Source organism: Priestia megaterium, from assembly GCF_041941685.1.
GTDB lineage: Bacteria > Bacillota > Bacilli > Bacillales > Bacillaceae_H > Priestia > Priestia megaterium_C.
This window is the reverse complement of sequence record NZ_CP130958.1, coordinates 3,459,283-3,484,602: the sequence shown is the minus strand read 5'-3', so window position 1 is coordinate 3,484,602 and position 25,320 is coordinate 3,459,283. Positions and strand designations below refer to the sequence as shown.

Sequence of the window (25,320 nt, the reverse complement as noted above, 5' to 3'; positions counted from 1 at the left end):
GTTAACGAGACTACACCCCTGAAAAAAATTAAATACTATAATTCAATTAATTACTACTAAACCTTAAGGGGATGAACAAATATGGGGATTCGTACAGGTGCTCAATATATTGATGCATTAAAATCACGCCAGCCAGAAATTTGGTTAGGGGGCAGAAAAATTACAAATGTATTTGAAGAAAAGGTGTTTCAACAGCCTATTTTAGAAATTGCGAAGTTGTACGATATGCAGCATGACCCAGCTTACCAAGAGAAAATTACTCATATTTGCGAAGAAACAGGAGAGAGAATATCAAATGCCTTCTTAATTCCTAAAAGTTACGAAGACTTAGTAGCTCGCCGAGAAGTGTTTGAAGCATTTGCAAAAGCTACCTTTGGACTGATGGGACGAACACCGGATTTCTTAAATGTTGTGGTCACTTCTTTATTTCATAATGCTAGTTTCCTAGATCATTACAATGAGCAGTGGGGCGAGAATATAAGAGATTATTACCGTTATATTCGTGATAATGACTTGTTTTTAACTCATGCTATTATCAACCCGCAGAATGACCGAAGTAAAGCCTCACATGAACAGCAAGATCTCTTTACTCATTTAGGTGCTGTAAAAGAAACACCAGATGGACTTGTTGTAAAGGGAGCTAAAATGCTAGCTACACTTTCACCTATTACCGATGAAGTTATTGTTTATTCATTCCCAGGATTTAAACCTGGAGATGAACGATACGCACTTGCTTTTGCGCTGCCAATTGATACACCGGGACTTCGAATTCTTTGCCGAGAAGCTATGCAAGACGGAACAAGATCAGTGTTTGATCATCCGCTAGCCTCTCGATTTGAAGAGATGGATGCAGTATTGATTTTTAATGATGTCTTGATTCCTTGGAACCGAGTGTTTTTATATAACAATATTGAAGCTGCCAATCTTCTTTATCCTAAAACAGGAATCGCTCAACAACCTGCACATCAATCTGGCGTAAGAGGATTAATCAAACTCCAATTTGCAACGGAAGTAGCTTGTAAAGTAGCTGATGCAATCGGTGTAGACGGATATCTAAACGTTCAAGAAAGCTTAGGGGAATTGGTACAGTCAGTAGAATCTATTAGAGCTTTGCTTCGAACATCAGAGTATGAGTATACGATTAATGAAAAAGGAGAAGCTCTTCCAAATGAAACAGCTTTAGAAACAATTCGTGGATTGCTTCCTAAAATGTACCCTCGCTCTATTGAAATCATGCAAACAATTGGTGCAGGCGGTTTGCTTATGTCTCCTACAGGAGCAGATTTTGAAAATCTTGAATTAAGAGAGGATTTAAATCGTTATTATGGAGGCCGAGAAGGAGTACCTGCTGTAGACCGTGTTCACTTATTTAAATTAGCGTGGGATCTATGTGGAGAAGCATTTGGCCAAAGGTTACTACAATACGAGCGATACTATACAGGAGATCCAATCCGTAAAAGAGCTATTTTCTACAATAGTTATAAGCGCAGCCATTCATTTGCCATGGTAGATGCTGCTTTAAATACAGAAGTTAAAAAGAAAGAAGTAACAAACAGCTGATACCCATACTCCTTTTATCTAAAAATAAACTTTGTTAATAGATACAGAGTCTAGGTTTATTACGTTCTTAATAAGGGAGGTGTAAAGATGCAAAGGTATGAGGACGGAATACTAACTTTACCAGCATCAGTAATAGCTATAGGTGCATTTGATGGCGTGCATCAAGGACATCAAGCAGTGATTAAGCAAGCTGTAACTCGAAGCAAAGCGTTAAAGGTACCTAGTATTGTTTATACATTTGATCCTCCTCCTCGCTTTCATTTTCAACAAGATCAAGTGTTAACGCCCATTGATCAAAAGGTACACCTGATAGCTGAGTTAGGAGTAGACTACGCAGTTATTATCCATTTTGATGAGTTATACGCTAAGCGCCCATCAATCGATTTTATCAGTAACTTAAAAAAGCTTAATCCATCGGAGATCATAGTAGGCAACGATTTTCGTTTCGGCCGAAATAGAGAAGGAGATATCAAACTGCTGGCAAAGCACTTTCTAGTAGATATCATCCCGCCTGTCTGTTGTTCAGAAGGAACAAGAATCTCTTCTACTAGAATTCGTCAGCTAATCCAGCAAGGTGCAATTGACCAATCAAATGATTTATTAGGCTGGTCTTTACAACAGGAATATGTATAAAAAAATGAGTGTTTGAAGCTAAGTATAAAACTTCTTTAAAAGGAGGAAAGTGAAAATGAAATTATTAGGCATATCAGGCACGATTATAGGTTCTAAAACAGGCGCTGTGGTTCAACAAGTATTGGAAGAAGCTAAATTGCAGCATCCAGACATCGAAATTGAATTTTTAGATTTACGAGATTACACTATCAAATTTTGCGATGGCCGCGATCCCTCTGCTTATTCAGAAGATACTAAAAAAGTCATTGAAATTATTTCTAGCGCTGATTTTTATGTAATTGGTTCACCTATCTTCCAAGGGTCAATAACCGGTGCTCTTAAGAATGTGTTTGATTTAATACATCCTCAGGTTTTCCGAAATAAAGTAATGGGGTTCATCGCCACAGGCGGTACTTATCAGCATTATCTGGTTATTGAAAATCAGTTAAAGCCTATTGCGGGTTACTTTCGTGCTTTTGTGGCACCGAGTTATGTATACGCTCATACCACTCACTTTAATCAAAAGAATGAGGTAGCCGATCCGGAAGTGTTAGATCGTATTAAGAATTTAGCAAATGAAGTCGTCTACATGCAGAAAAAACTAAAAGTAAGCGAGCTGGAAATCCTTAATTAATCACATTTTAAGATTTTAATATTTTCAAGTGTAATCAAACTAACTTTTATTTTTTGAAAATTAAAATTTATTAAAAGGAGATTATCTCAATGACAAATACTATTCAATCATCTAAACCATTAAATCTTTGGAAGTTTATCGAAGAGCATAAAGACCAATTAAAACCACCTGTAAACAATAAAGTGGTATGGAAAGACTCAGAATTGATGTTTATGGTTTTGGGCGGACCCAATAAACGCCGTGACTTCCACGTAGATCCTTCTGAAGAGATCTTTTATCAATTAAAAGGCGATTGCTATGTTGAAATCATTAATGAAGAAGGCAAGCGCGAAGTTGTAACGGTGAAAGAAGGCGAAGTATATTTACTTCCTCCAAACGTTCCGCATTCTCCACACCGTGTAGCGGATACAATTGGTATTGTTATCGAGCGAAACAGAAGTGAAGGAGAGTTAGAAGACTTTGTATGGTTCTGTGATGAATGTGATGCGGAGATGCATCGTGTGAAAGTTCAGCTAACCAATATTGAAATTCAAGTAAAAGAAGCCATTCAGGAGTTCAACAGCAGCTTAGAATTACGCACATGTAAAAAGTGTAATCATGTTATGGCACCGGAAGCGAGTGAATGGAAATGCGAATAGATTTTCATACACATATCATTCCGGAAAGTTTCCCTGATTTTGCTCAAAAATATGGCGGTGAACGCTGGCCCGTGCTAGAACGTACATGTACATGCGGCGCATCGATTATGGTCGGAGGGAAAAATTTCAGAGACGTAACGGACCAAGTATGGAGCCCTGAAAAACGTATAGCTGACATGGATAAAGAAGGAGTAGATATTCAAGTGTTATCTCCTATCCCTGTTACTTTCTCTTATTGGGCTCAGCCCGAACATGCATTAGAAATGGCTAAAATCCAAAATGATTTTATTGCAGAAACAGTTGCTAAGTATCCTGACCGCTTTGTTGGGTTAGGGACGGTTCCTATGCAAGACGGACCTACGGCTGTTAAAGAAATGGAACGATGCATGAATGAATTAAAACTGCATGGAATTGAAATTGGGACAAACGTCAATGGTCAAAATTTAGATCATCCATCTTTCATTGAGTTTTTTCAAATGGCTGAAAGGTGGGAAGTGCCCATTTTCATTCACCCGTGGGAAACGTTAGGCCGCGATCGAATGCCAAACCATAACTTTATGTATACCGTAGGAATGCCAAGTGAAACAGCACTAGCAGCTGCAACTCTTCTATGGAGCGGCATTATGGAGAAATTCCCTAAATTAAAAGTCTGTTTTGCACATGGAGGAGGATCTTTCCCTTATATTCTTCCTAGATTAGATAAAGGGTGGGAAGTATGGCCGCACCTTAGACTGACAACACATCCTCCTAGTTACTATGCAAAGCAATTTTATTTTGATTCGTTAAACTACGATCCGCTAAATATAAAGTACATGATTGAACGGTTTGGACATGAAAAAATCTTTATGGGGTCGGATTATCCATTTTTACTGCGTGAAGTTGTTCCGGGAAAAGTTCTGGATGAAACGCTGGATTTAACTGAACAACAAAGAGTAGATATGTTAGGTGGAAATGCCGCGAAGTTTTTAAACATTGGGCAAGAGAAAAGGGGTGACATTTATGCCAACAGTACAAACACCAGAGAATAGATTACAAGAACTTGGCTTAACGCTGTCAAAGGTTCGTCCTTCAGTAGGAAACTACGTCAGCTGTGTACGAACAGGTAATTTATTGTTTACTGCTGGCCAAGGTGTAGATCAATGTCACGGCAAGTTAGGCAAGGATTTAACAATTGAAGAGGGATATAAGGCGGCTCAGCAATCCATGCTGAATGTATTGAGTGCGGTAAGTTACGAGTTAGACGGGTTAAGCAAAGTGAAGCGTGTCGTTAAAATTCTTGGTTTTGTAAATAGTACAGAGGACTTTACAGACCAGCCTAAAGTAATGGATGGCGCTTCAGACTTACTTGTAAAAGTATTTGGGGATAAAGGGAAACACGGCCGTTCAGCTGTAGGAATGGCCCAGCTCCCGAATAACACAGCTGTAGAAATTGAAATGATTTTAGAGATTGAGGATGAGGAGGATATCCGATGAGTAAAGAGGCAGTTATTGAAAAAATGACGGTAAAAGATGCAAAGCTTTTTATTAATGGAGAATACGTAGACGCTCTATCCGGTCAAACCTTTGATACCTTTAATCCAGCAACGAATGAGAAATTAGCTTCTGTAGCTAATGGCGGCACAGAAGATGCAAAGCGCGCTATCGACGCAGCTCAACGTGCATTTGAAAGCGGTATTTGGAGCAAGATGCCTGTTGAAGAGCGCTCTGCCATCCTTTGTAAAATGGCTGACTTAATTATGGAGAAAGTAGATGAACTTGCTTATTTAGAAACGCTAGATGTAGGAAAACCTATTAAAGAAAGTCGAGAGTTTGATATTCCACGAGCAGCTCAAAACTTCCGTTTTTTTGCTGAGATGGCTAAATATATGGTGCATGAACATTACGAAAAGCATAATGTCATGTCCTATGCCAAGTATTCACCAGCGGGAGTTACAAGCCTCATTATCCCTTGGAATCTACCATTTATGCAGATGACATGGAAAGCTTCAGCCGCTTTGGCATCTGGTAATACAGTGGTTATTAAGCCCGCTTCTTATACACCGTTAAGTGCAGTAATGCTTGGTGAAATCGCTAATGAAGCTGGATTGCCTCCTGGTGTGTTGAACATTATTACGGGTCCTGGGAATACGGTAGGAACTACTATGTCTACTCACCCGCCCGTTCGGCGTATTTCATTTGTAGGGGAAAGTAATACAGGAAAAACGGTCATGCGAAATGCAGCAGAAAACCTGATTCCTGTTTCGCTAGAGCTTGGAGGCAAATCAGCCAATATTGTATTTGAAGATGCGGATTTGGATGAAGCAGTAAAAGGATCTATCGAAGCAATCTATCGAAATCAAGGAGAGATATGCTTAGCAGGTTCTCGTTTACTTGTACAAGAAAGCATTTATAAGCAGTTTCTTGAAAAGTTCACGGCGGAGGTAAGAAATATTAAAGTAGGCGATCCTCTGAGTGAAGAGACAAACATGGGAGCACTTGTATCACAAAGTCACTTAGAAACGGTCGATGGATATGTCCGAATTGGTTTGGCGGAAGGAGCTAAGCTGGCATGCGGAGGAAAAAGAGTAGAAGGTTTGGAAAAAGGAAATTTTTATGAGCCGACTGTTCTTTACGACGTAGATAACAAAATGCGTGTAGCTCAAGAAGAAATTTTTGGTCCTGTACTTGTTGTTATTCCATTTAAAACAGAAGAGGAAGCAATTCAAATTGCCAATGATTCTATTTATGGATTAGCAGGAGTCGTTTGGACAAACGATTTACGAAGAGCACAACGCGTTGCTTCTCAAGTTACTGCTGGATTACTTTGGATCAACTGCTGGTATATTCGTGATTTAAGAACGCCATTTGGTGGAGCAAAAGCAAGTGGAATTGGTCGTGAAGGCGGCCGGCACAGCTTTGAATTTTATACCGAAGCCAAAACAATTACGATGAAACTTTAACTCTATAAAAGAGGTGATTAATGGATGCGTACACTTATTAGTGAGCTTGCAGAAGAACTTTTAGAAGCAGAAAAGACGAATCAGCCAATTTCTCCTATTACAGAACGACATGCTGCTTTATCAGTAGCTGATTCTTACCATATTCAATTAGAGATTGTAAAAAGAAAGCTGGAAGAAGGAAAAAAGATTATTGGTAAAAAAGTTGGTCTAACCAGTAAAGCCATGCAAGATATGTTAGGAGTTAGTGAGCCTGATTATGGACACTTATTTGATGATATGAAAGTAACGGATAATGAAATAATCAACATTCATTCAATGGTGGCTCCAAAAATTGAAGCGGAAATTGGATTTATTCTAGAAGAAGATTTAAAAGGGCCAAACGTTACCTATTTAGATGTCTTAATGGCAACGAAATACGTGGTGCCGACCATCGAAGTCATTGATAGTCGTATTGCCGATTGGAAAATCAAATTGGTCGATACGGTTGCAGACAATGGCTCTTCTGCCAAAGTAGTGGTAGGAAATAAATATTCCACAATTGAACAATCCGATTTACGTACGACTAGTATGCTTCTCTATAAAAACAAAGAGCTCGTCGCAACAGGAGCTGGAGCAGCTGCCCTTGGACATCCGGCACATGCGGTTGCATGGCTGGCAAATAAGCTATCTGATTTCGATATTTGTTTAAAAGCCGGCGAATTAATCTTACCAGGGGCTCTATCTGCAGCAGTACCAGTTGCGAGCGGGGATACAGTAAAAGCAGAATTCGGTTCTCTTGGTTCAGTATCCGTACGTTTTGAATAATACTGGAAAGAAGGTGAAGAGTAGTGGAAAAAGTAAAAGCCGCAATTATTGGCTCAGGAAATATTGGGACCGATTTGATGTATAAGCTTCAGCGCAGCGAATTTATCGAGTTAACAGCTGTTCTTGGAATTGATCCGGATTCAGATGGTCTAAAAAGAGCGAGAGAAGCAGGATATCAAACATACAGCAATGGAATAAAAGCTCTTGCTGAAAATCCAGACCTGGCAGAGATTGTGTTTGATGCTACATCGGCTAAGGCTCACGTTAGACATGCAAAGATTTTAAAAGACTTAGGAAAAACGGTTATCGACTTAACTCCTGCTGCCAAAGGACCTTTCGTGTGTCCTCCAGTTAATCTTGGAGAAAATCTTGAATCAGAAAATGTAAATATGATTACGTGCGGCGGCCAAGCAACTATTCCTATCATTTATGCAATCAACCAAGTTGCAGATGTAACATATGGAGAAATTGTAGCTACTATTTCTAGCCTAAGTGCTGGACCAGGAACACGGGCAAATATTGATGAGTTTACTGTTACCACAAGAAAAGCTATTGAAAAAGTAGGAGGTGCAGACTGCGGAAAAGCTATTATTCTCTTAAATCCGGCTGATCCACCTATTTTAATGCGCGATACAATTTATTGTAAAGTGAAAAATATGAATAAGGAAGCTATTCAAAAGGCTATCAAGGATATGGTCAAAAAAGTACAAGAATATGCACCAGGCTATAATTTAAAGCAAGAACCGTTATTTGATAGTGATCAAGTAACAGTCTTTTTAGAGGTAACTGGAGCCGGAGATTATTTTCCTTCTTATGCTGGTAACTTAGATATTATGACGGCTGCTGCAGCGAAGGTTGCGGAAGATTATGCGCGCTATAAACTCGAAGAGAGCTTATATGGAGGAATAAAGAAAGAGAGGGCTATGACAAATGAAACGTAACAGTGATAAGCCTATTAAGATTACAGAGGTCAGCCTCCGAGATGGAAGTCACGCAGTCAAACATCAATTCACAGAAGCACAAGTAAAAAGTGTAACGAGAGCGCTGGACGATGCAGGGATGCACTATATCGAGGTTAGTCATGGAGACGGATTAGGAGGCTCGACTCTGCAATACGGAAAGTCCCTCGTTGACGAAATGAAATTAATTGAGGCTGCGGTAGAAGAAGCGAAACAAGCCACCGTTGCTGTTCTTTTAATTCCGGGAATTGGAACGGTACATGAGCTGAAGCAAGCAAATAGCCTTGGGGCAGGCTTAGTCCGAGTAGCTACCCATGTGACGGAAGCAGATGTTTCTGCTCAGCACATTGAATATGCTCGGAAACTAGGGATGGAAACTTTCGGTTTTCTGATGATGGCCCATTCAGCACCCGTAGAAAAGCTTGTGGAGCAAGCAAAGCTAATGGAAAGCTATGGGGCACAAGGAGTTTACATAACTGATTCAGCAGGAGCTCTTTTGCCTCATGAAGTTCGTGAACGTGTTAGAGCACTTCGTCAATCCCTTCAAGTTGAAGTAGGTTTTCACGCTCATAACAATCTTTCGTTAGCTGTTGCAAATACGCTTGCTGCTATTGAAGAAGGCGCCACGAGAATAGACGGAAGTGTTCGTTGTTTAGGAGCTGGAGCAGGTAATACTCAAACTGAAGCACTAATAGCCGTGTTAAACCGTTTAGGAATAGATGTCGGTATTGATCTATATAAAATAATGGATCTGGCTGAAGAAGTAGTAGGACCTATCCTGCCAGGCTCTCAAGAAATTCGAAAAGGCAGCCTCGCAATGGGTTATGCAGGCGTGTATTCTAGTTTCTTGCTTCATGCAGAGCGTGCTGCAAAGCGTTTTAATTTGGATTCACGTGATATTCTACTTGAACTTGGTAAAAGAAAAGCAGTCGGCGGGCAAGAAGATATGATTCTAGACGTGGCTGCTGAGTTAGCTCAAAGAAAGGTGGAAATGTGATAATGCCTTTAACGAAAAGTGGAAACTTAGAAATCGTTGACTATCTTTTATCTGCAGAAAGAGAAGGGTATGAAGTAACAAAAGTGACGGAACGCTACCCTGATTTGACAATTGATGAAGCTTACAGCTTGCAAAAACAATTGATTGAACGAAAAGTACAAGACGGTGTAAAACGAGTAGGTGTAAAGCTTGGTTTAACAAGTAAGGCTAAGCAGGAAATGATGGGGGTACATGAAGCGATTTATGGATACTTAACAAGCGACATGCTGGGACTTGAATGGGAACCTATAGTATTTAATCAGCTGATCCACCCAAAAGCTGAGCCTGAAATTGCTTTTTTAATGGGGGAAGACCTCTGTGGAACCAACTTAACTGAAGAAGATGTTTTAAAAGCAGTAAAATATGTTGCGCCAGCTCTTGAAATTATAGACAGCCGCTACTTGGATTTTAAATTTACTCTTCCTGATGTAGTAGCTGACAACTGTTCGTCTTCACGTTTTATTGTAGGAAGCAATTGGATAAAGCCTGACCAAGTGAATCTAGCTAATATCGGAATGGTGATGTCTAAAAACGGAGAGGTTGCTACGGTAGGCGCGGGTGCTGCCGTATTAGGACACCCTGCTAAAGCTGTCGCCTGGGCTGTTAATAAACTAGGTGAGCATAAAGAAGGGTTGGAAAAAGGGGATATCGTATTAACTGGAGCGGTATCTGAAGCAATTTCTTTTAGATCAGGTGATAGTATCCATGCACAGTTCGCTGATTTAGGCAGCGTATCATTCAGCTGCAGCTAACTAGAACTTTTTAATAATTATTTCATCTGAAACTGAAAATAAAAATAGAGACCCTTTGTTGTATAGAAAACTTTAAGGGAAGTCGATAGTATGCCGATTGTACAAGTTCACCTTTTGGAAGGAAGAGAAGAAAAAGACATTAAAAACATGTTAGTAGAAGTAACCGAAGCAATTTCTAACAGCCTTCACGTTGAAAAGGAAAGAGTAAGGATCATTGTCAACGAGGTTCCATCTTCGCACTGGGGAATTGCAGGAGTATCAAGGAAAGAAATAGATATGAATAAGAAGAAATAAGTTAAAAAATTTGATTAGCTATAATAAAAGAGCGGTATATTTATATACCGCTCTTTTTTGTATACATCGGAAACTATCTAAGGAAAAAGAATCGTTCTTTTAATAGTCGCTTTAAGTTAGTTGATTTTTTTCAGCAGCGCCCGCACAGGACTTCCATCAGCTTCAGCTAAAGGAAGGGGAGCTGCGATTAGTTCATAGTCTCCTGAAGGGATTTTATCTAGGACAACACCTTCTAAAATATGAATTTTGTGGTATGCAAGTTCATGGTGAGCCGCTAGTTCTTTACTATCGAGTGGATCTACTGAAGGCAGATCAATGCCTAGCAGGCGAATGCCAAGCTTAGCTAGGTAAGAAGCTAAGCTTGGTTCAATGTAAGGAATGGTTTCAGGGAAAACACTTCGGTCTTGCCACGCGTCTGTTCGAATCAATAAGCGTGTAACACCTTTTAAATTAACATCTGACAATTCATTTATTCCAATGCTTTTATTAGCTGGAATATGGACAACTTTTGTACGTCCAATATATAAATCTAAGTCCAAATCTATAACCTTTTTTCCATTATTGTCGAAATGAAAAGGTGCATCGATATGAGTGCCGGTATGGATACTCATTGTTATTTTTCCAACATTTACAGAACCGGTCTCTTCTTTACTCCAATTCACTTCATAAGAAAAGGGAGTATCACCAGGCCATCCTGCTGTTTTTTTGTCTAGAGGCTGTGAAATATCAATCCATTTGCTCATTCTTACTACCTCTCTATCTTTTTATAGAATATTTATAGCTTCGTTCGCAGGCTCCATAGTTCTGGGAAGAAGTGCTGATCAAGAGCTCTCTTTAAGTAATTCACTCCAGAAGATCCTCCTGTACCTTGTTTGTTTCCAATAATTCTTTCTACTGTACTCATATGACTAAATCGCCACATTTGCTGTTGATTTCCGATATCAACTAATTTTTCTGCTAATTCGTATAAGTCCCAATACTGATCAACGTTACGGTATACGGTAAGCCACGCATCCTCTACGCTGGCATTCGGTTCGTAAGGCTGTGAACAATCTCTTTGCAAGACTTCTTGATCTACCTGCAATCCGCGTTTCATAAGAGCATGAATAGCAGCATCATAGATACTAGGCTCATGAAGAGCCGTTTGCATTTTTTGATATAAATCCGCATCATGCTGGTAAACAGATAGTGTATGGACATTTTTATTTCCTAAAGCAAATTCTATTAGGCGATTTTGATAAGATTGAAAGCCGGAAGATTGACCTAATTTATCTCTAAATTCCATGTACTCTGCTGGTGTTAGAGTAGAGAGAACACTCCAAGATTGAATTAGCTGCTGCTGAATTTTTGAAACGCGTGATAACATTTTAAATGAAGGTTCCAGGTTATTAGCACGGATGCACTGAACAGCAGCTGTTACCTCATGTAGAATTAGTTTCATCCATAGTTCACTAGCTTGATGGATGACAATAAACAGCATTTCATCATGGTGATTAGAAAGTCTATGCTGACTAGATAATATTTTATCAAGGTGCAGGTAATCTCCATACGACATGGCTTTCTGAAAGTCGGTTTGAAGTTCTTTCTCTAGTTCAACTGCATTTGGTGCCTTGTTATTTGTCGTTTTCATTTTGTATCCCCCTTGTTTTTATGTAAAATAACTTGAACGTTAACGTAATTCCTCTAATTCTTCTTTTAAGCTGCTATTAGCCATATCTTCTACAAAATGATGGTTAACTTTTCTTTTCTTAGAGATAAAATAAGCAATGGATAAGAATGCTAACCAAGGAATTCCAAACTGAAGCATAATTTTAAAATCTGTAAACCAAGTGGTAATCATCAAACCGAGTAATAAGATGATTCCTAAAATCGTAAAATAGGGGAAACCAAGCATTCTTACCGGTAATTTTCTTCCGCCAGATTTCTCCCATTTTTTTCGGAAGTAGAGGTGAGAAACAAATATCATAAGCCATGTGAACATAGCTCCGAACATTGAAATACCCATCATAAAGGCATATGAAGAGCTTGGGAGCAGTCCATTAACTGCTGCCGCAAGAAAAATGCCCAGGGTTGATACAGCAAGGGCCCATAGCGGTACACCTTTTTTACTTAGTCTCCCTAAAAAAGCTGGTGCATGTTTACTTTGAGAGAGAGAGAACATCATACGTGTGGAAGCATATAACTGACTGTTCATAGCTGATAAAGCAGCCGTTAAAATAATAAAATTCATGATTCCAGAGGCAGCGGGGATATTCAGAATTTCCATTACTTTTACAAAGGGACTTTTATCAACTTGAGCTGACTTCCATGGAACAATCATTAGCATGATGCCTATAGTCAAAACGTAAAAAGTAGTTAAACGAAACACAGTTGCTTTTAAAGCCTTCGGAACGGCTATATCAGGCTCTTTTGCTTCTCCAGCTGTAACTGCAATCATTTCGGTTCCTAAGAAACTAAAGAGGGAAATAAAGACAGCTACCCACATTCCCCACCACCCGAAAGGAAGGAATCCACCATCATTTACAAAATTACCTGTACCCATATTAGGGCGTGCATCTGTTCCAAACAGAACATAGGACCCTAAAAGAATAAAGCCCACAATTGCACTAATTTTTATCATAGAAAACCAATACTCAAAAGTAGCAAACGTATTAACACTAGTTGCGTTTACATAGATTAGTATAGTAGCAAACACTAAAATCCAGACAATACCCGGAACGCTTGGAAACCAGTACTTCATATACACGGCTATTGCACTTACTTCTACTCCCACGGCGAGAACGTTGGCTATCCAATATGAATAGCGAACCAAAAATCCTGCCAGGGGATGTACATATTTTTCAGAAATTGTTCCAAACGACCCGGAAGTAGGGTGGGCCACTGTCATTTCTGCCAAACACCCCATTAAAAGTAATACAACAAAAGCTCCTAAAGCATAACTAACCAATACACTAGGTCCAGCTGTTTGAATCGCAAGTCCACTGCCTAAGAACAGTCCAGTTCCAATTGCACAGCCCATCGAAATCATCGTCAATTGACTTGTTTTTAGATTTCGTTTTAATCCCTTTTCTGCGTCATCTTTGTTTGGCAATTGAGTATTGTGGGTTTTCATATTTCATCTCCCTCATAGTTTCAAAATAATGGTTGGCTGCATATCTACGTCAAATAGCTTCCTTAAGATTTAGAAAGCGCTTACTTTTCTCGTTAAAAAAACAAGTAGTTTAGGTTTTACGCCACTACTTCACGTTCATTTTTAAATTTTTCATATTCTTTATCGTTCATAATTTTTTTCAAAGTTTGTACTACTTCCCAGACTTCTGTATAAGAAGTATAAAGAGCAACAGGAGCAAGACGAATAATATTCGGAGCGCGGAAATCTGGAATGATACCATTCTCTTTTAATGCTTTACAAATGCGCGCTGCTTCCTTATGTTCAAGACTTACATGCCCTCCGCGCTTTTTATCTTCTCTAGGGCTTCCAAGGATAAAATTGAAGTCACTCAGCTCTTTTTCCAATAAATACATTAAATAATGATTGATTTTAAGAGATTTAGCTCGAATATTATCTATACCAGCCTCAGTGAAAATTTCTAGCGATCCAATTAAAGGAGCAAGACTTAAAACGTGGGGTGTTCCAATTTGATAAGCACCGGCTGAATCAGCAGGTGTTAATGTGTGCTCCATATCAAACTGCTTTTCTTTTTTTGAACTAAACCAGCCTGCTAAACCAGGTGCTGTTCCAAAATGTTTTTTATTTACATATAAGCCCCCTACACAGCCAGGTCCACCGTTTAAGTGCTTATAATTACACCAATATGCAAAATCAACATCCCATTTACTAAATGAGTGAGGAATCGCACCGATAGAGTGGCAGCCATCAAATCCGATCAAAATTCCACGCTTGTGTGCTTCAGCCGTCAATCGTTCCATATCTAATATTTGGCCGCTGCGATAGAGTACAGTTGGTAAGATAATTAAAGCAATCTCATCGGTCATAGCCTCAATAATGTCATCTTCTTCTAAAAAACGGCCATCGCGGCTTTTTACACGTATAAGGTGAGTATCTGGACTGTATCCGTGGGTTCGCAGCTGACTTTGAAGCGCATAAATATCAGATGGGAAGGTCAATTCATCAGCTAAAATCTTTGTGCGCGTTCCTTTTGGGTTGTAGAAAGTAGCTACAAGCTGATGAAGGTTAACTGTTGTCGAACCAGTTACAATGACTTCTTCGCTGGAAGCCCCAACTAACGGCGCACTCATTTCACCTAATTTTTCGGACAAAGAGAACCATGGGTGTTTCCCTTGAGTCCATCCATCAATTCCTTGTTCTTTCCAATTATTTAACACTTCTATAAGTCTGCGTTCAGCTCTTTTAGAAAGAAGCCCCAATGAGTTTCCATCCATATATATGGAATCAGGCTTTAAATAAAATTCGTCACGAAAACTTGAAAGTGAGTCTTCTTGATCCAACTGTTTTGCATACTCTAATGTGGGTTTAAAGGTATTTAATTTCATAATTTTCCTCCTCTGCATTACTTAATATGTATCCTAGAAGAATCGTAACAAAGAATATGACACAGTGTCAATAATATAATTTTGAAAATTTAAAAAATAATTTTTGTAATAAATTCTCTTTATTTCTTTTCGTTTTGTGAAAACTTCTATATCCTAGAGAGTAAAACGGATAGGGAGGAAGGAGCCTTAATGAATGAAAATAACATTGAAGATAAACGGCATTTACGTTCAATAAAGACTCGACAAAAATTATTAGAAGCTGCAAGAGAAGTATTTATAAAAGAAGGTTTTCATAAAGCAACTATCACTCAAATAATAAAAAAGGCAAGGGTTGGGTATGGTACTGCATACGTTCATTTTGAAGGAAAAGAAGACTTTTTAGTTGTATTAATGGAGAATGTTATGGAGAAATTTTATGAAATTGCCGAGGCTGAATTTTTACCGGCATCTATAAATGAAGCAGAAGAAATGATTCATAAACAAACGAACGAGTTTTTAAAAATGGCTGAGGATGAACGAAAAATGCTGCAAGTGTTTGAGCAGGCTATTGGCATTTCTCCTCTCGTTTCAGAGAAATGGAAGAACATTCGGGAAAAGTTTATTCAACGAATTTCACAAGACATAGCCTATGCGCAGCACAATGGATTAGCACGTAAAGATGTACATAACGAGTTAGTAGCAAGAGGGTGGTTTTTCACTAATGAAATGTACCTTTGGGAAATTGTTCGTAATGAATATGAGCATCCTGTAGAACAAATTGCTAAGAACATCGCATCAATTTATATTAAAGGACTCTATTTATAATTTTGGTGCGTAAATTGAATTTGTTTGAAACAAGTATATAGTATCCCATTAATGTTCAACTTTATAAAGCTAATCCAAATAGTTGATGAATGAATTTGACTTGATTTTGGACAGAGAGTTCCAAAAAAATATTTCCTCATTACTTAACGGTTAACTAATATGAGATACTTTCTTTTTTATTTGAATTTTGTTTTCATAATAGAATTCAAATTCTCTTTAGCTTGGTGCCTCTTTTGCACATAAGTCTTCTGCACTCTATAAAAGAAACCTCAGTTCAAATTTATGACTTGAACTGAGGTTTCTTATTATCCTCGAAAGGTTAAATTTCTTTTTTATTTACTTGACGGCCACTTTTTTTCTGGCTCTGGGAACTTGTGTTGCCAGTTTGAAATTCATTACCTAATTCGACATCATTTCTTTTATCTTGCTTCTCTACTTGCTCTCTTGTCTGATTCTTTTTCTGTATCCCTTGTTTTGACATTACTTATCTCATCTCGCTTTCATCTGGTATTATTTTTAATATGTGCAACTATAAGAAAAAAACATATAAATTAAATAAATAATTTGTTAGTTGCTTCTGAATCAAATTTAGGGTGGACGGACAAGCTTTATGGGATTAATTTGATTTTGGAATAAGTGAGAATAGTATCGTAAAAAGGACGCATAATTAGTAAAACAATTACTGTTGTTTAATATGTCAGGAAATGAAGATTTTACTCATTTTTGGAGGAAGTTGTAATGGAGAAAGATCAAACTTTGAAAAATGCGATGAACGAATGGGCACGTGTAACTGAGGATCCACAAATGTTAATGACTTATGAAGTAAACCAGGAATTCCAAGTAGATGAAAAATTGACATTAAAAAAAGCTGAAAAACAAGGGGAAAAAAGAGCTATTAAGAGAGTAGCGTTAAGAATGTTACAAAAAGGTATGGATAATCAAACAATATCTGAATTAACTGAGCTTACAGAAGAAGAGATTGAACAGATTCGTAAATAACGAATGTAAACCGAGGGTAGGAAGAAATATATCCAAAACAAAATTTTATTTTATCACGATAAAAAAAGGGCTACCCCAAAATAGGAAAGAGGTAGCTTGCTCTACTCAAGCTAAAAATTGAATACATTGGTTGAGTTAAAACAACTACATTATTTTAACATGTATAAAATTTTTAGTAAAACGCTATCATTTCCAGTTTTATTAACTAATTTCCTCTGCTAAAATGGAATCATAGGGATGAAGAGAGAAGGGTAGATGAGGCATATGAGTACGAGTCTATTGCTAACTTTAGGGGTTATATTTTTGGCAACAATAGCTATAGCCATTTTAATTAAGATTCCAGAAGAAGATTAAACTGAATAATAAAATGAAAAGCTATCTCAAATTATGAACGAGATAGCTTCTTTACTACTTAATGTCTCATTTGAAAAATTAAAATTGATTTTATATAGAGGAATTAGATGCATAAAAATTAATTAAAAACAAATACTTTCACTGTCATAAATAAAAAGGAGGCTAGATAAAGGTGGATGCACAGAGAGCACAAGAAATTGCCGATTCAGTGGACATGGCCAATGTAATATATAATGGGAAAAGTATTTACATTGAGCATGTAGACCAACAAAATGGGGTAGCTACAATTCATAACCTGGATGAACCAAATAATAAGCAAAGTGTTTCTATATCTGAATTAGCAGAACAATAATTTATTCTTAAAATAAAAAAGCCGCTTTATTTAGGCTTTTTTATTTTTCTCTTATTTTTATCGATAGAGGATGAGAAGAAAAAAATCACCACATCAGAAAAGTGTTGTTAGATCAAGGATGTATAAAAATCTAACTATAATGAACTTCACTTTTAAGTGGAGGACTCAATATAATGAAACACGACTCCTTATAACTTCCATCTTTCAAAGAAATCCCTTCCCAACAACAGTAAATCAAGCAAATAAGAAAATATTGTATGAGGATTAGGAGCTTTTTTTTTTCGCTTATGTTGACTTCTGCGAAATTTTATTATAGGATAATCTATATCATCAATAAACACGTTAAATACTTATCCTACGATGTACGTTATGCCCTATTTGTTTTGAACCGTACTGTTTATTTGGGATTCCTACATTTGTTGACTGATGCCATGCCTGTCTTTGACACAGGATCGCTGGAACGTTAATATGCGGAAACCCACCTGCGAGATCGCGGGTTCACAAAACAGATTGGGAGGACGACATAGGTGGGAATCCCTTAACTATACATACCGTGCTAGACGGGGAGATGGCGGTGCCCTGTAACCTGCAATCCGCCTTAGCAGGGTTTAATTCCTAACAGAGGTATGAGTCGGGTAAGGTCTGACTTGGACAAGTGGTGTTGACAACTAGGTCCTGCACAACAGAAACCTATGAACATGGTCAGGTCCGGAAGGAAGCAGCCATAAGTAGATTCTTCTGTGTGTTGCAGCACAACCCGGTCGAGCTAACTGTACAAGTAACGCTTATTTGATCATGTCAATGACGGGTGCACGGTGTTTTTACTTAGCAATTGTTATTTAGTGTTGAGAAAACTATCTTTAATAGGTCTGGTGGCGATAGCAGAGAGGTCACACCCGTTCCCATACCGAACACGGAAGTTAAGTTCTCTAGCGCCAATGGTAGTGGGGACTTTGTCCTTGTGAGAGTAGGACGTTGTCAGGCAAAAAAAACAGCACATCATTCAATGATATGCTGTTTTTTTTGTATATTAATTTCGTTTAAATTGATTTCTACGAAATTAAATGTTATGTTTTACGTAATTCATTAGTACATGTAGGAGGATTTAGAGTGAAAAAAAATAGCCTAGAAGTTATTCCGTTGATTGATGACTTTAGCCAATGGTTAATAGAATCAGGCAAATCTGATAATACGATTAAAACCTATCGAGCAGTGCTAAACCAATTTCATGAATGGCTTCTAAGTGAAGGTAGACATTTAAATCAAATAACAAGAAATAATGTCCAAACTTATATGCTTAACCTTGAATCTAATAATAAAAGTGCGTCGACTATAGAAAAAGCTTTTGTAACAATTAGCGTTTTTGCACGCTTTCTTGAAAAACCACAAATTGTTCAAAATATTGAACGTAAACAAAAAGAGAAAAATAACGAGGTTGTACCAGAGTCATTAGAAGCAAGTGAGCGTGACCGCCTTTTATCTGAAGTAAAGCAACAGGGAAACCTTCGTGATATTGCTATTGTATATACTTTATTACATACAGGGATTCGAGTATCAGAGATTTGTGCTTTGAATCGTAAAGACGTAGAGAATAATAAATCTGACGGTTTTTTAATTATCCGTAATGCTAAAGGGTGTAAAAAGCGATTTGTTCCTCTTTCTACAGAAGCAAGGAATAGTTTAAAGAAATATATTGATTCATTTGATTCTAATCATGAAGCTTTATTTGTCTCTAATTTTAATAGAAGAATGTCTGCACGTACGGTTCAGTACATGTTAAAAAAATATAATGTAAATCCTCATAAATTACGCCACACTTTCTGTCATGAGTTAGTTAAGAAAGGGATAGATATTGCAACAGTTGCCGAATTAGCAGGCCATTCTGATGTGAATGTTACAAAACGATACCTAAAATCTTCTAAAAGAGATTTAGAAAATGCGATTACTCAAACCTTTCTATAAAAAGAGCTCTGTAACAAGAATCATGATTCTTGTTACAGAGCTTTTTTTATTTAGGTGTATGTTTCTAATTAATAATTGCAAAATTAAATATTAAAACATAAATTACATAGATGTTGAATTCTACGAAATTATAAGGTAGAATAATTTTTGTTGGTAGCGAAACAGATATGAATTATTAAATTACTAGTCCAGGTTTCATATAAAGGGGTAGTATACGAATAAACGCGACTCACTGTAAATTATTTCTATATTTATTGGTGGCATAGCTAAGTGGTAAGGTCAAAGTCTGTAATACCTTTATCACCGGTTCAAATCCGGTTGGCGCAACCATTTTTCACATGCGGATGTGGCGGAATTGGCAGACGCGCTAGACTTAGGATCTAGTGTCTTATGACGTGGGGGTTCAAGTCCCTTCATCCGCACCATTTTAGGAAGCGCCCGTAGCTCAATTGGATAGAGCGTTTGACTACGGATCAAAAGGTTAGGGGTTCGACTCCTCTCGGGCGCGCCATAAACGGGAAGCAGATCAGTTTTATAGAGCCCAAGTCTTATAAGCGTGAGGTCAGTGTCAAGCCCACTTAGGCCTACCATTATTCCACAATATTTCAGTGGGAGATCCATACAGAGAAGTACCCAAGTGGCTCAAGGGGCTCCCCTGCTAAGGGAGTAGATCGTTAACGCGATGCGAGGGTTCGAATCCCTTCTTCTCTGCCATTTTATAATTTTATCTGGTCCGTTGGCCGAGTGGTCGAGAAATTGTCCTTTTAAAAAGGTAACACGGGTTCGAATCCCGGACGGGTCATTACAAAAAAGGCAGTTTGCTGATAAAGCAAGCTGTCTTTTTATTGGATAAGAGATATTGCTTTAATCCATTATGTAAAACTAATTTAAATGTTATTAGAATGAAGATAAGAAAAGCATTTGATAATAGTGCCGATAACTAAGAGTATGTCAACAGAGATATTTAATAAATTTCAACATTGTAGAAACGCTCTAGCTATAATCCCAAATGAACCAGCCCCAACAAAAAAGCACTCACCAAAGTGAGTGCTTTTTCATTAAATAAACAATCCAACCATAATACCTGTTAAAATCGATCCCATTGTAGCCACTAACAGCATCTTCAAGCCAAATTTGGCAACGCGTGAAGCTTGTTCGCCGTTGATTGCTTGGATGGTACCAAGAACGATACCAATTGAGCTGAAGTTTGCAAATGAGATTAAGTAAGCTGATACGATACCGACCGTTTTTTCAGAAAGGTGAGGCATCATTTTTTGGAAGTCAAGCATGGCAACGAATTCGTTTGCTACTACTTTTGTTCCCATTACGCCGCCGGCTCTCATTAGTTCATCTGCCGGAATACCCATGATAAAGGCAATTGGGTAGAAGATATAGCCTAAAATGTCTTGAACAGTTAATCCGATTACGCCGTTTAATACGTAGTTCACTAATGCTAAAAGACCAACGTACGTTACAAGCATCGCTGCTACGATTAACGCAACGCGTCCGCCGTCTAGTGCTCCGTCACCGATTGCTTCAAACAGTGTGCCTTGCTTAGCAGGCGCTTTGATATCGACTTCATTTTCATCTTCCACTTTTACAGGTGCGACGATAGAAGAAACAATTAAACCAGAGAATACGTTTAGCGGAAGGGCAATTAATACGTATTCCGCCGGTATCATCTGCATGTATGCGCCTAGAATCGAACAAGAAACGGATACTAAAGATGTTGTTGTGACGATAAATAAACGGTTTGGTGTTAAACCTCCGATGTGGTTTTTTACCGCAATTAGCGCCGTTGTATCACCAAAAATCATTGCGTTCACGGCTGTGAAGCTTTCAATTTGGGGAAGTCCGGTAATTTTTGAAACAAGTCCTCCAATATATTTGATCCCAAAGGGTAAAATACGAGAGTAGTTTAAAATACTTAATAATGCTGAAACGAATACAATCATAACTAACGTTTGGATAAAGAAAATGCCTTTTCCTGCAAGATCTCCAAACACGAACGAAATTCCGTCGTTACCAAATGATAAGATCTTTGTAAATACACTCGTAATAAAGTCAAGCACCTTGCGACCAATCGATGTATTCATCATAAAAGCAGAGATAGCGAGCTGAATAACCAGCATAACTGCGATGCCTTTGTAGTTGATAAGTTTCTTGTCGTTTGACATGAGGAACGCAACTGCTAAGACAATTAAAATTCCGATAATTCCCATTAAAATTGACATTTACTTTTCTCCTTACATGTACTCTATATTTATAAAAGAGGGACGTGCATAGAAATGACTATGTAAATCGGCCTCTATTTTATATAAAAATCAGGACTTTCACGCTAGTTTTAGTAAAAATGGGCAAAATTTTTTAGGCCATTAAAAAAAATGACGTAATTGTAAAATAATATTTACTATGTGCTAATATGTAAAAAAACATGCAGAACTGACATAATAACTTATATTTCGACAGCCTCTACTATCTTAAATCATTTTGAACAAAAGAAAAAGAGGAAATGAAGATATTTTTAATATAATTGTGAAATATTTTTAAAAATTTATGATACTTCCGATTCTTGGAATTTCAGCATAAGAAGCGAAAAAGAGACAAAGTCACTTATAATACGGTATTTAAGAGAAATTTTTCCTTTTTAATGGTAGAATATTCATGAGGAATTATAAAGCAATTGTATAAAGGAGTTAACGATGAATACTATTCAAACATTTTTTTCAAAGCATCCAAAATGGTCGTATACCGGAAATTTTGTGGTAACACTAGCTTGCGTAGCGGTACTTCCATCTTTATTTATACCGACCGTTTCAGGCGTGGTACTTGGATTTATCGCAGTTACCGCTATTAATTATGCATTGGGGCTAAAGTGGAAAACGCTAAGAGAGCTAACTAGCACATCACGCAAATAAGGCTATGATTGTGGTAAACTAGTAAAAATGATAAAAGAGGTGTAAACATAATGACAGCACCCGAGAGAAAGCTGATTCATTTAGCAACCGGCATGCCTGAACAAATGGCATACAGTCCTGATAAAGAAATGCGTACAGGCATATGCAAGAAGCAAGTAGACGAAACGTTTTTAGCAAAAGAAGGGTTTCAAGGCGACGGCGTAGCGAACTTAAAGTATCACGGCGGACCGGATCGTGCGGTATGCGTGTATCCGTATGAACACTACAAAAAATGGAACGCAGAGTTTGATACGGAGCTGCCGATGTCTGCGTTTGGAGAAAATCTTGTTGTTGCAGGCATGGTTGAAAAAGACGTATGCATTGGAGACGTTTATCAAGTAGGAGACGCTGTTATTCAAGTGACGCAAGGGCGAAATCCATGTGACACGATTACAAAGCGAACGGGCGTTAAAGGGATTTTAAAACGAATGATCGAGACAAGCTATACGGGCTATCTTTGCCGCGTGCTGAAAGAAGGTACGATTACGCAAGATGCGGAAGTGAAATTGGTTGAAGCTCATCCCAACCAAGTATCCGTTTTGTTTACGCTTGATTTATATTTCCATCGTCCAAAAGATGTAGAAGGGATGAAGCGGGCTTTAGAAGTGGCTGAGCTAGCTGAAGACTGGAAGCATAAATTTCAAACGCGTATTGAAAAGGCGCTTTCCGTCGCGCAGCGATAAAAGTAAATGCCCTCTAATCGTTAGAACGTATCTAACGATTAGAGGGCATTTTTTTCTTAGAAGCGTCCGTATCCTAAGAAATGATCTTGGTAGTAAGAAACATCTAGGTCAGCTACAGCTACACCGTGTGAACCAGCATGAATCATTTGGCCGTTTCCGATGTAGATTCCCATGTGAGATGGGCCGCTTGTGTATGTGTTTTGGAAGAATACTAGATCTCCTGGTTGTGGAGACGAAATTTTTGTCGCCATGTTCCAGTAGTTTGCTACGCTTGTACGTGAAATGCTGTGACCGCTATGGTTGAACACGTATGCGATAAAGCCTGAGCAGTCAAATCCGCTTGGTGTGTTTCCTGCCCATTGGTAAGGTGATCCTACTAAACTACGTGCAACATTTACTGTGCTTCCAGAAGCCGTGCTTGTAGTTGGAGCAGGTGCTGGTGTGCTTGTTTCTTGTGCTGCAGATGCAGATGCAGATGCTGTAGAAGTAGAAGGAGTTGATGTGCTTACACCTTTTACTTGGCTTGCGCTTGGTTTACCTGATGCAATTGTTACGTAGCTTGAGCTTTTTGAAATCCATTTGTTTGGTGCAATTTCAACTAAGCCGTTTGCTTCTTTTAAAATAGCAAACTCTTGACCTTGTGTTGCAGTTCCAACGACTGGAGATGAAAAGCTAGCTCCTTGACGAATATTTAACGCACTCACGTTTACGATGACTTTTTGATTAGTAGTAGTAGTTGCTTGTTGTTGAGGTACGCTTGGCGTTACCTTTTCTTGTACGGGTGCTGGTGCAGCGCCTCCGTCATTTGCACTTGCTGAAGTTGTGCTAAATGTTAGGGCAGCGGGAACAAGTAATGCTGCTAACCCCATATTCATAACTGTACGATTTGCTTTCTTTAGCATGTTCTTTCTCCCTTTCCATAACTTGTTTTATTCACAACTGTGAGTCTATCAATCCTGACAGGAAAAGTAAACATCTAATTCCAAATTACGACATTTTGTAACATAGTTTTAATATTAAAGAGCGATATAAGTAGAATTGTCACCTTCTCTGTAATAATTCTGACAATTTATCTAGGTAGAAATGTTTAGGGAATTCATAGATTTATTAGAAAATATGTAAAGGGTATGGAATTTTTCTATTTTTATGTTAAAAAAGAGGGGGAATTAAGGAGACGGCGGCTGTTTAGCTCCTGTTTCTAGGAGATATAGTTCGATGTTAATATAGTTTACTAGCTCATTTAGTGAATAACAGGTTACAAATTTCAGCTAATGTATATAGAGAATACCAAAACTAAATAAAAAAACCGTATTCGCAACTCGAATACGGTTTTTCGTTTATTCAGCGACTTCAGTTTCATTTGCCTTTAGCTTTTCATAAAATACGCCAAGCGAAGTCGTTACATACGGAACGAGCCATAATAACCCAATGCCAAGCGTGATGATACTTAAAATTCCCCAGCCGATAAAGCTTAAAACAAGTAAAAAGTAGGTCCACTTGTAGCCGTTCATTAACCGTCTGCTTTCAGTAATAGACTGGTTGACTGAATAATCTGGGTTATCGCGGAATACGTAGTAAGCCTGTGAATAGGCAAGGCTTTTGATGATGCCAGGAATGATTAATAAAATGCTCCATAGCACGGTATAAATAATCGTTAGCAAGTAAAGTCCGAGTGTTCTAAAGTATAATCCCGCAGATGAAAACGAATCAAACACGTTTCCTACACGTACACTTTCTCCTCGCACGAGACGCAATAGTACCCAGTAGTAAGAGAAAAAGAGCGGTACGAGCAGCAGGGATACAATATTAGCTAAGGTAGACTGAGAGTATTCGGTTTCGGACCCGTTTGGAAATCCGTTGATTAAAAAGTCAATAAGTCCTGGAATACCGGCAGCAATTAGATACGTAACGAACGTAAGCAGTACGGCAAATCCCCAGCGATTTTTCAGCGCTGCGAGTGCACCTTGCTTCACTTCTTTTATTCTCATAACTTGATGTCCCCCTCTAGGTGAGTTTATACAGAGAATTTAACCTGTACATTAGTCAATATATTAGCGATTTTTGAATATATGAATGCTTGCACTAATAAGTTGTGTAAAGATTTTTTAGACGCTTGAAATTTATGGAAGTTCTTTAAAATGGAATTATAAGGATATTTTCGGTTGGAAGGAGGAATGAAAATGACGCTTGTGTATTTGCTGATTCTGGCAGTTGTCTATATCTTTCTGGATTTTTGCCTGCGAAAAAAGCTGCATACAAAGATGACAAAAAGCTATTGGAGAAGCTTTAAAGGAAGGCGTCCGCTGGTTGTCACAATTGAAATGGTGATGCTTGCTGCGTTTTTAGTGCTGATCTTTGTTATACCTCCAGCCTACACCTCCGTTTTTATGTTTCTTTTCTTTTTCCTCCTATACGTAATTTGAGGTTTCGAAGAATGGAAGTTTGAAAGAAAGCAAAAAGAGCACT

At 38.1% G+C, this 25,320-nt stretch carries 27 protein-coding genes, 3 tRNA genes, 1 rRNA gene and 2 other RNA genes; 25 read left to right on the top strand and 8 right to left on the bottom strand.

From position 1 onward, the window contains the following. Positions 1–81 precede the first annotated feature (81 nt). The 12 genes from Q5794_RS18455 (at position 82) to Q5794_RS18400 (ending at position 10,228) form a co-directional block, all read left to right on the top strand. Positions 82–1,560 (top strand): 4-hydroxyphenylacetate 3-hydroxylase family protein, encoded by a 1,479-nt coding sequence (locus Q5794_RS18455; protein WP_374988276.1) that lies wholly within the window; start codon positions 82–84, stop codon positions 1,558–1,560. A gap of 87 nt (positions 1,561–1,647) precedes the next feature. Beyond that, positions 1,648–2,193, top strand: coding sequence for an FAD synthetase family protein (locus Q5794_RS18450; RefSeq protein WP_214987497.1), 546 nt, complete (start codon positions 1,648–1,650; stop codon positions 2,191–2,193). A gap of 55 nt (positions 2,194–2,248) precedes the next feature. Then, positions 2,249–2,806, top strand: coding sequence for an NADPH-dependent FMN reductase (locus Q5794_RS18445; RefSeq protein ID WP_374988275.1), 558 nt, complete (start codon positions 2,249–2,251; stop codon positions 2,804–2,806). Between the two features lie 89 nt (positions 2,807–2,895). Then, complete coding sequence (locus tag Q5794_RS18440; RefSeq protein WP_192994807.1) at positions 2,896–3,444, top strand: 3-hydroxyanthranilate 3,4-dioxygenase; 549 nt, start codon at positions 2,896–2,898, stop codon at positions 3,442–3,444. Beyond that, a complete protein-coding gene (locus Q5794_RS18435) occupies positions 3,429–4,472 on the top strand; it encodes an amidohydrolase family protein (protein WP_268576102.1) in 1,044 nt (347 codons plus the stop codon). Before Q5794_RS18440 ends, Q5794_RS18435 begins: the two co-directional genes overlap by 16 nt. Beyond that, on the top strand, positions 4,444–4,917 hold the full coding sequence (locus Q5794_RS18430) for a RidA family protein (protein ID WP_214987495.1): 474 nt from the start codon (positions 4,444–4,446) through the stop codon (positions 4,915–4,917). The genes Q5794_RS18435 and Q5794_RS18430 overlap by 29 nt, the downstream gene beginning before the upstream one ends. Then, entirely contained in the window at positions 4,914–6,383 is a 1,470-nt protein-coding gene (locus tag Q5794_RS18425; RefSeq protein WP_374988274.1) for an aldehyde dehydrogenase, read from the top strand. Before Q5794_RS18430 ends, Q5794_RS18425 begins: the two co-directional genes overlap by 4 nt. A gap of 24 nt (positions 6,384–6,407) precedes the next feature. Beyond that, positions 6,408–7,187, top strand: a complete 780-nt coding sequence (locus tag Q5794_RS18420) for a 2-keto-4-pentenoate hydratase (protein ID WP_214987493.1) — start codon at positions 6,408–6,410, stop codon at positions 7,185–7,187. Positions 7,188–7,210: 23 nt separating this feature from the next. Then, entirely contained in the window at positions 7,211–8,128 is a 918-nt protein-coding gene (locus Q5794_RS18415) for an acetaldehyde dehydrogenase (acetylating) (RefSeq protein WP_374988273.1), read from the top strand. Further along, positions 8,118–9,143, top strand: coding sequence for a 4-hydroxy-2-oxovalerate aldolase (gene dmpG / locus Q5794_RS18410; RefSeq protein ID WP_192994791.1), 1,026 nt, complete (start codon positions 8,118–8,120; stop codon positions 9,141–9,143). Before Q5794_RS18415 ends, dmpG begins: the two co-directional genes overlap by 11 nt. Positions 9,144–9,145: 2 nt before the next feature. Further along, positions 9,146–9,934 (top strand): 2-keto-4-pentenoate hydratase, encoded by a 789-nt coding sequence (locus Q5794_RS18405; protein ID WP_374988272.1) that lies wholly within the window; start codon positions 9,146–9,148, stop codon positions 9,932–9,934. A gap of 90 nt (positions 9,935–10,024) precedes the next feature. Further along, complete coding sequence (locus Q5794_RS18400; RefSeq protein WP_013058272.1) at positions 10,025–10,228, top strand: 4-oxalocrotonate tautomerase; 204 nt, start codon at positions 10,025–10,027, stop codon at positions 10,226–10,228. A gap of 116 nt (positions 10,229–10,344) precedes the next feature. Here Q5794_RS18400 and kynB read toward each other — a convergent pair whose 3' ends face one another. The 4 genes from kynB to kynU all read right to left on the bottom strand — a co-directional run bounded on the left by kynB (position 10,345) and on the right by kynU (position 14,743). Continuing rightward, positions 10,345–10,971, bottom strand: a complete 627-nt coding sequence (kynB, locus tag Q5794_RS18395; protein ID WP_214987490.1) for an arylformamidase — start codon at positions 10,969–10,971, stop codon at positions 10,345–10,347. A gap of 32 nt (positions 10,972–11,003) precedes the next feature. After that, entirely contained in the window at positions 11,004–11,858 is an 855-nt protein-coding gene (gene kynA / locus Q5794_RS18390; protein WP_192994777.1) for a tryptophan 2,3-dioxygenase, read from the bottom strand. Between the two features lie 39 nt (positions 11,859–11,897). After that, the gene (locus Q5794_RS18385) at positions 11,898–13,340 is read right to left on the bottom strand and encodes an amino acid permease (RefSeq protein WP_374988271.1); all 1,443 of its coding nucleotides are present in this window, start codon (positions 13,338–13,340) and stop codon (positions 11,898–11,900) included. Positions 13,341–13,456: 116 nt separating this feature from the next. Beyond that, a complete protein-coding gene (kynU, locus tag Q5794_RS18380) occupies positions 13,457–14,743 on the bottom strand; it encodes a kynureninase (RefSeq protein ID WP_214987487.1) in 1,287 nt (428 codons plus the stop codon). A gap of 189 nt (positions 14,744–14,932) precedes the next feature. Between kynU and Q5794_RS18375 the strand changes: the two genes are divergently transcribed. Next, the gene (locus Q5794_RS18375; protein ID WP_192994773.1) at positions 14,933–15,547 is read left to right on the top strand and encodes a TetR/AcrR family transcriptional regulator; all 615 of its coding nucleotides are present in this window, start codon (positions 14,933–14,935) and stop codon (positions 15,545–15,547) included. Positions 15,548–15,866: 319 nt separating this feature from the next. On the opposite strand, the gene Q5794_RS18370 is transcribed toward Q5794_RS18375, so the two are convergent. Next, positions 15,867–16,028 (bottom strand): hypothetical protein, encoded by a 162-nt coding sequence (locus tag Q5794_RS18370; protein ID WP_214987485.1) that lies wholly within the window; start codon positions 16,026–16,028, stop codon positions 15,867–15,869. A 257-nt stretch (positions 16,029–16,285) separates the two neighbouring features. Between Q5794_RS18370 and Q5794_RS18365 the strand changes: the two genes are divergently transcribed. From Q5794_RS18365 to Q5794_RS18325, 9 genes are all read left to right on the top strand, one after another. Next, on the top strand, positions 16,286–16,546 hold the full coding sequence (locus Q5794_RS18365; protein ID WP_144634894.1) for a hypothetical protein: 261 nt from the start codon (positions 16,286–16,288) through the stop codon (positions 16,544–16,546). Between the two features lie 526 nt (positions 16,547–17,072). Continuing rightward, the gene (locus tag Q5794_RS18360) at positions 17,073–17,252 is read left to right on the top strand and encodes a small acid-soluble spore protein H (protein WP_013084255.1); all 180 of its coding nucleotides are present in this window, start codon (positions 17,073–17,075) and stop codon (positions 17,250–17,252) included. A gap of 349 nt (positions 17,253–17,601) precedes the next feature. Beyond that, positions 17,602–17,790: non-coding RNA, 6S RNA (gene ssrS / locus Q5794_RS18355), on the top strand. A 13-nt stretch (positions 17,791–17,803) separates the two neighbouring features. Then, an RNA gene (gene ffs / locus Q5794_RS18350) (signal recognition particle sRNA large type) lies at positions 17,804–18,068 on the top strand. A 52-nt stretch (positions 18,069–18,120) separates the two neighbouring features. Further along, positions 18,121–18,236, top strand: a 5S ribosomal RNA gene (gene rrf / locus Q5794_RS18345). A 126-nt stretch (positions 18,237–18,362) separates the two neighbouring features. Continuing rightward, positions 18,363–19,214 (top strand): tyrosine-type recombinase/integrase, encoded by an 852-nt coding sequence (locus tag Q5794_RS18340; protein ID WP_214987484.1) that lies wholly within the window; start codon positions 18,363–18,365, stop codon positions 19,212–19,214. Positions 19,215–19,554: 340 nt separating this feature from the next. Next, positions 19,555–19,639, top strand: a tRNA-Leu gene (locus Q5794_RS18335). A gap of 9 nt (positions 19,640–19,648) precedes the next feature. Further along, positions 19,649–19,725, top strand: a tRNA-Arg gene (locus Q5794_RS18330). Between the two features lie 112 nt (positions 19,726–19,837). After that, positions 19,838–19,928: transfer RNA gene (locus tag Q5794_RS18325), tRNA-Ser, on the top strand. Positions 19,929–20,272: 344 nt separating this feature from the next. Here Q5794_RS18325 and Q5794_RS18320 read toward each other — a convergent pair. Then, entirely contained in the window at positions 20,273–21,448 is a 1,176-nt protein-coding gene (locus tag Q5794_RS18320; protein ID WP_192994763.1) for a NupC/NupG family nucleoside CNT transporter, read from the bottom strand. A gap of 468 nt (positions 21,449–21,916) precedes the next feature. Here Q5794_RS18320 and Q5794_RS18315 point away from each other — a divergent pair, with 468 nt between their 5' ends. Then, complete coding sequence (locus Q5794_RS18315; RefSeq protein WP_374988270.1) at positions 21,917–22,132, top strand: hypothetical protein; 216 nt, start codon at positions 21,917–21,919, stop codon at positions 22,130–22,132. A 50-nt stretch (positions 22,133–22,182) separates the two neighbouring features. Next, positions 22,183–22,854 carry an MOSC domain-containing protein gene (locus Q5794_RS18310; protein WP_374988269.1) on the top strand — a complete coding sequence of 224 codons (672 nt, stop codon included), beginning with the start codon at positions 22,183–22,185 and terminating at the stop codon, positions 22,852–22,854. A gap of 56 nt (positions 22,855–22,910) precedes the next feature. Here the strand turns inward: Q5794_RS18310 and Q5794_RS18305 are convergent, their stop codons facing one another. Together Q5794_RS18305 and Q5794_RS18300 are read right to left on the bottom strand one after the other, a co-directional pair. After that, on the bottom strand, positions 22,911–23,756 hold the full coding sequence (locus tag Q5794_RS18305; protein ID WP_374988268.1) for an NlpC/P60 family protein: 846 nt from the start codon (positions 23,754–23,756) through the stop codon (positions 22,911–22,913). A 435-nt stretch (positions 23,757–24,191) separates the two neighbouring features. After that, entirely contained in the window at positions 24,192–24,842 is a 651-nt protein-coding gene (locus Q5794_RS18300; protein WP_164796057.1) for a DUF975 family protein, read from the bottom strand. 192 nt (positions 24,843–25,034) lie between these two features. Between Q5794_RS18300 and Q5794_RS18295 the strand changes: the two genes are divergently transcribed. After that, positions 25,035–25,277 carry a hypothetical protein gene (locus Q5794_RS18295; protein ID WP_251034174.1) on the top strand — a complete coding sequence of 81 codons (243 nt, stop codon included), beginning with the start codon at positions 25,035–25,037 and terminating at the stop codon, positions 25,275–25,277. The last annotated feature ends 43 nt before the right edge of the window (positions 25,278–25,320 follow it).

Coding starts and splice junctions, on each gene's coding strand:
- kynA (WP_192994777.1), bottom strand. CDS start 11,858: ATGAAAACGACAAATAACAAGGCACCAAATGCAGTTGAACTAGAGAAA.
- Q5794_RS18405 (WP_374988272.1), top strand. CDS start 9,146: ATGCCTTTAACGAAAAGTGGAAACTTAGAAATCGTTGACTATCTTTTA.
- kynB (WP_214987490.1), bottom strand. CDS start 10,971: ATGAGCAAATGGATTGATATTTCACAGCCTCTAGACAAAAAAACAGCA.
- Q5794_RS18365 (WP_144634894.1), top strand. CDS start 16,286: ATGGAGAAAGATCAAACTTTGAAAAATGCGATGAACGAATGGGCACGT.
- Q5794_RS18420 (WP_214987493.1), top strand. CDS start 6,408: ATGCGTACACTTATTAGTGAGCTTGCAGAAGAACTTTTAGAAGCAGAA.
- Q5794_RS18315 (WP_374988270.1), top strand. CDS start 21,917: ATGAATACTATTCAAACATTTTTTTCAAAGCATCCAAAATGGTCGTAT.
- Q5794_RS18375 (WP_192994773.1), top strand. CDS start 14,933: ATGAATGAAAATAACATTGAAGATAAACGGCATTTACGTTCAATAAAG.
- Q5794_RS18430 (WP_214987495.1), top strand. CDS start 4,444: ATGCCAACAGTACAAACACCAGAGAATAGATTACAAGAACTTGGCTTA.
- Q5794_RS18295 (WP_251034174.1), top strand. CDS start 25,035: ATGACGCTTGTGTATTTGCTGATTCTGGCAGTTGTCTATATCTTTCTG.
- Q5794_RS18370 (WP_214987485.1), bottom strand. CDS start 16,028: ATGTCAAAACAAGGGATACAGAAAAAGAATCAGACAAGAGAGCAAGTA.
- Q5794_RS18305 (WP_374988268.1), bottom strand. CDS start 23,756: ATGCTAAAGAAAGCAAATCGTACAGTTATGAATATGGGGTTAGCAGCA.
- Q5794_RS18455 (WP_374988276.1), top strand. CDS start 82: ATGGGGATTCGTACAGGTGCTCAATATATTGATGCATTAAAATCACGC.
- Q5794_RS18385 (WP_374988271.1), bottom strand. CDS start 13,340: ATGAAAACCCACAATACTCAATTGCCAAACAAAGATGACGCAGAAAAG.
- Q5794_RS18440 (WP_192994807.1), top strand. CDS start 2,896: ATGACAAATACTATTCAATCATCTAAACCATTAAATCTTTGGAAGTTT.
- Q5794_RS18400 (WP_013058272.1), top strand. CDS start 10,025: ATGCCGATTGTACAAGTTCACCTTTTGGAAGGAAGAGAAGAAAAAGAC.
- dmpG (WP_192994791.1), top strand. CDS start 8,118: ATGAAACGTAACAGTGATAAGCCTATTAAGATTACAGAGGTCAGCCTC.
- Q5794_RS18310 (WP_374988269.1), top strand. CDS start 22,183: ATGACAGCACCCGAGAGAAAGCTGATTCATTTAGCAACCGGCATGCCT.
- Q5794_RS18450 (WP_214987497.1), top strand. CDS start 1,648: ATGCAAAGGTATGAGGACGGAATACTAACTTTACCAGCATCAGTAATA.
- Q5794_RS18445 (WP_374988275.1), top strand. CDS start 2,249: ATGAAATTATTAGGCATATCAGGCACGATTATAGGTTCTAAAACAGGC.
- Q5794_RS18435 (WP_268576102.1), top strand. CDS start 3,429: ATGGAAATGCGAATAGATTTTCATACACATATCATTCCGGAAAGTTTC.
- Q5794_RS18320 (WP_192994763.1), bottom strand. CDS start 21,448: ATGTCAATTTTAATGGGAATTATCGGAATTTTAATTGTCTTAGCAGTT.
- Q5794_RS18300 (WP_164796057.1), bottom strand. CDS start 24,842: ATGAGAATAAAAGAAGTGAAGCAAGGTGCACTCGCAGCGCTGAAAAAT.
- Q5794_RS18425 (WP_374988274.1), top strand. CDS start 4,914: ATGAGTAAAGAGGCAGTTATTGAAAAAATGACGGTAAAAGATGCAAAG.
- kynU (WP_214987487.1), bottom strand. CDS start 14,743: ATGAAATTAAATACCTTTAAACCCACATTAGAGTATGCAAAACAGTTG.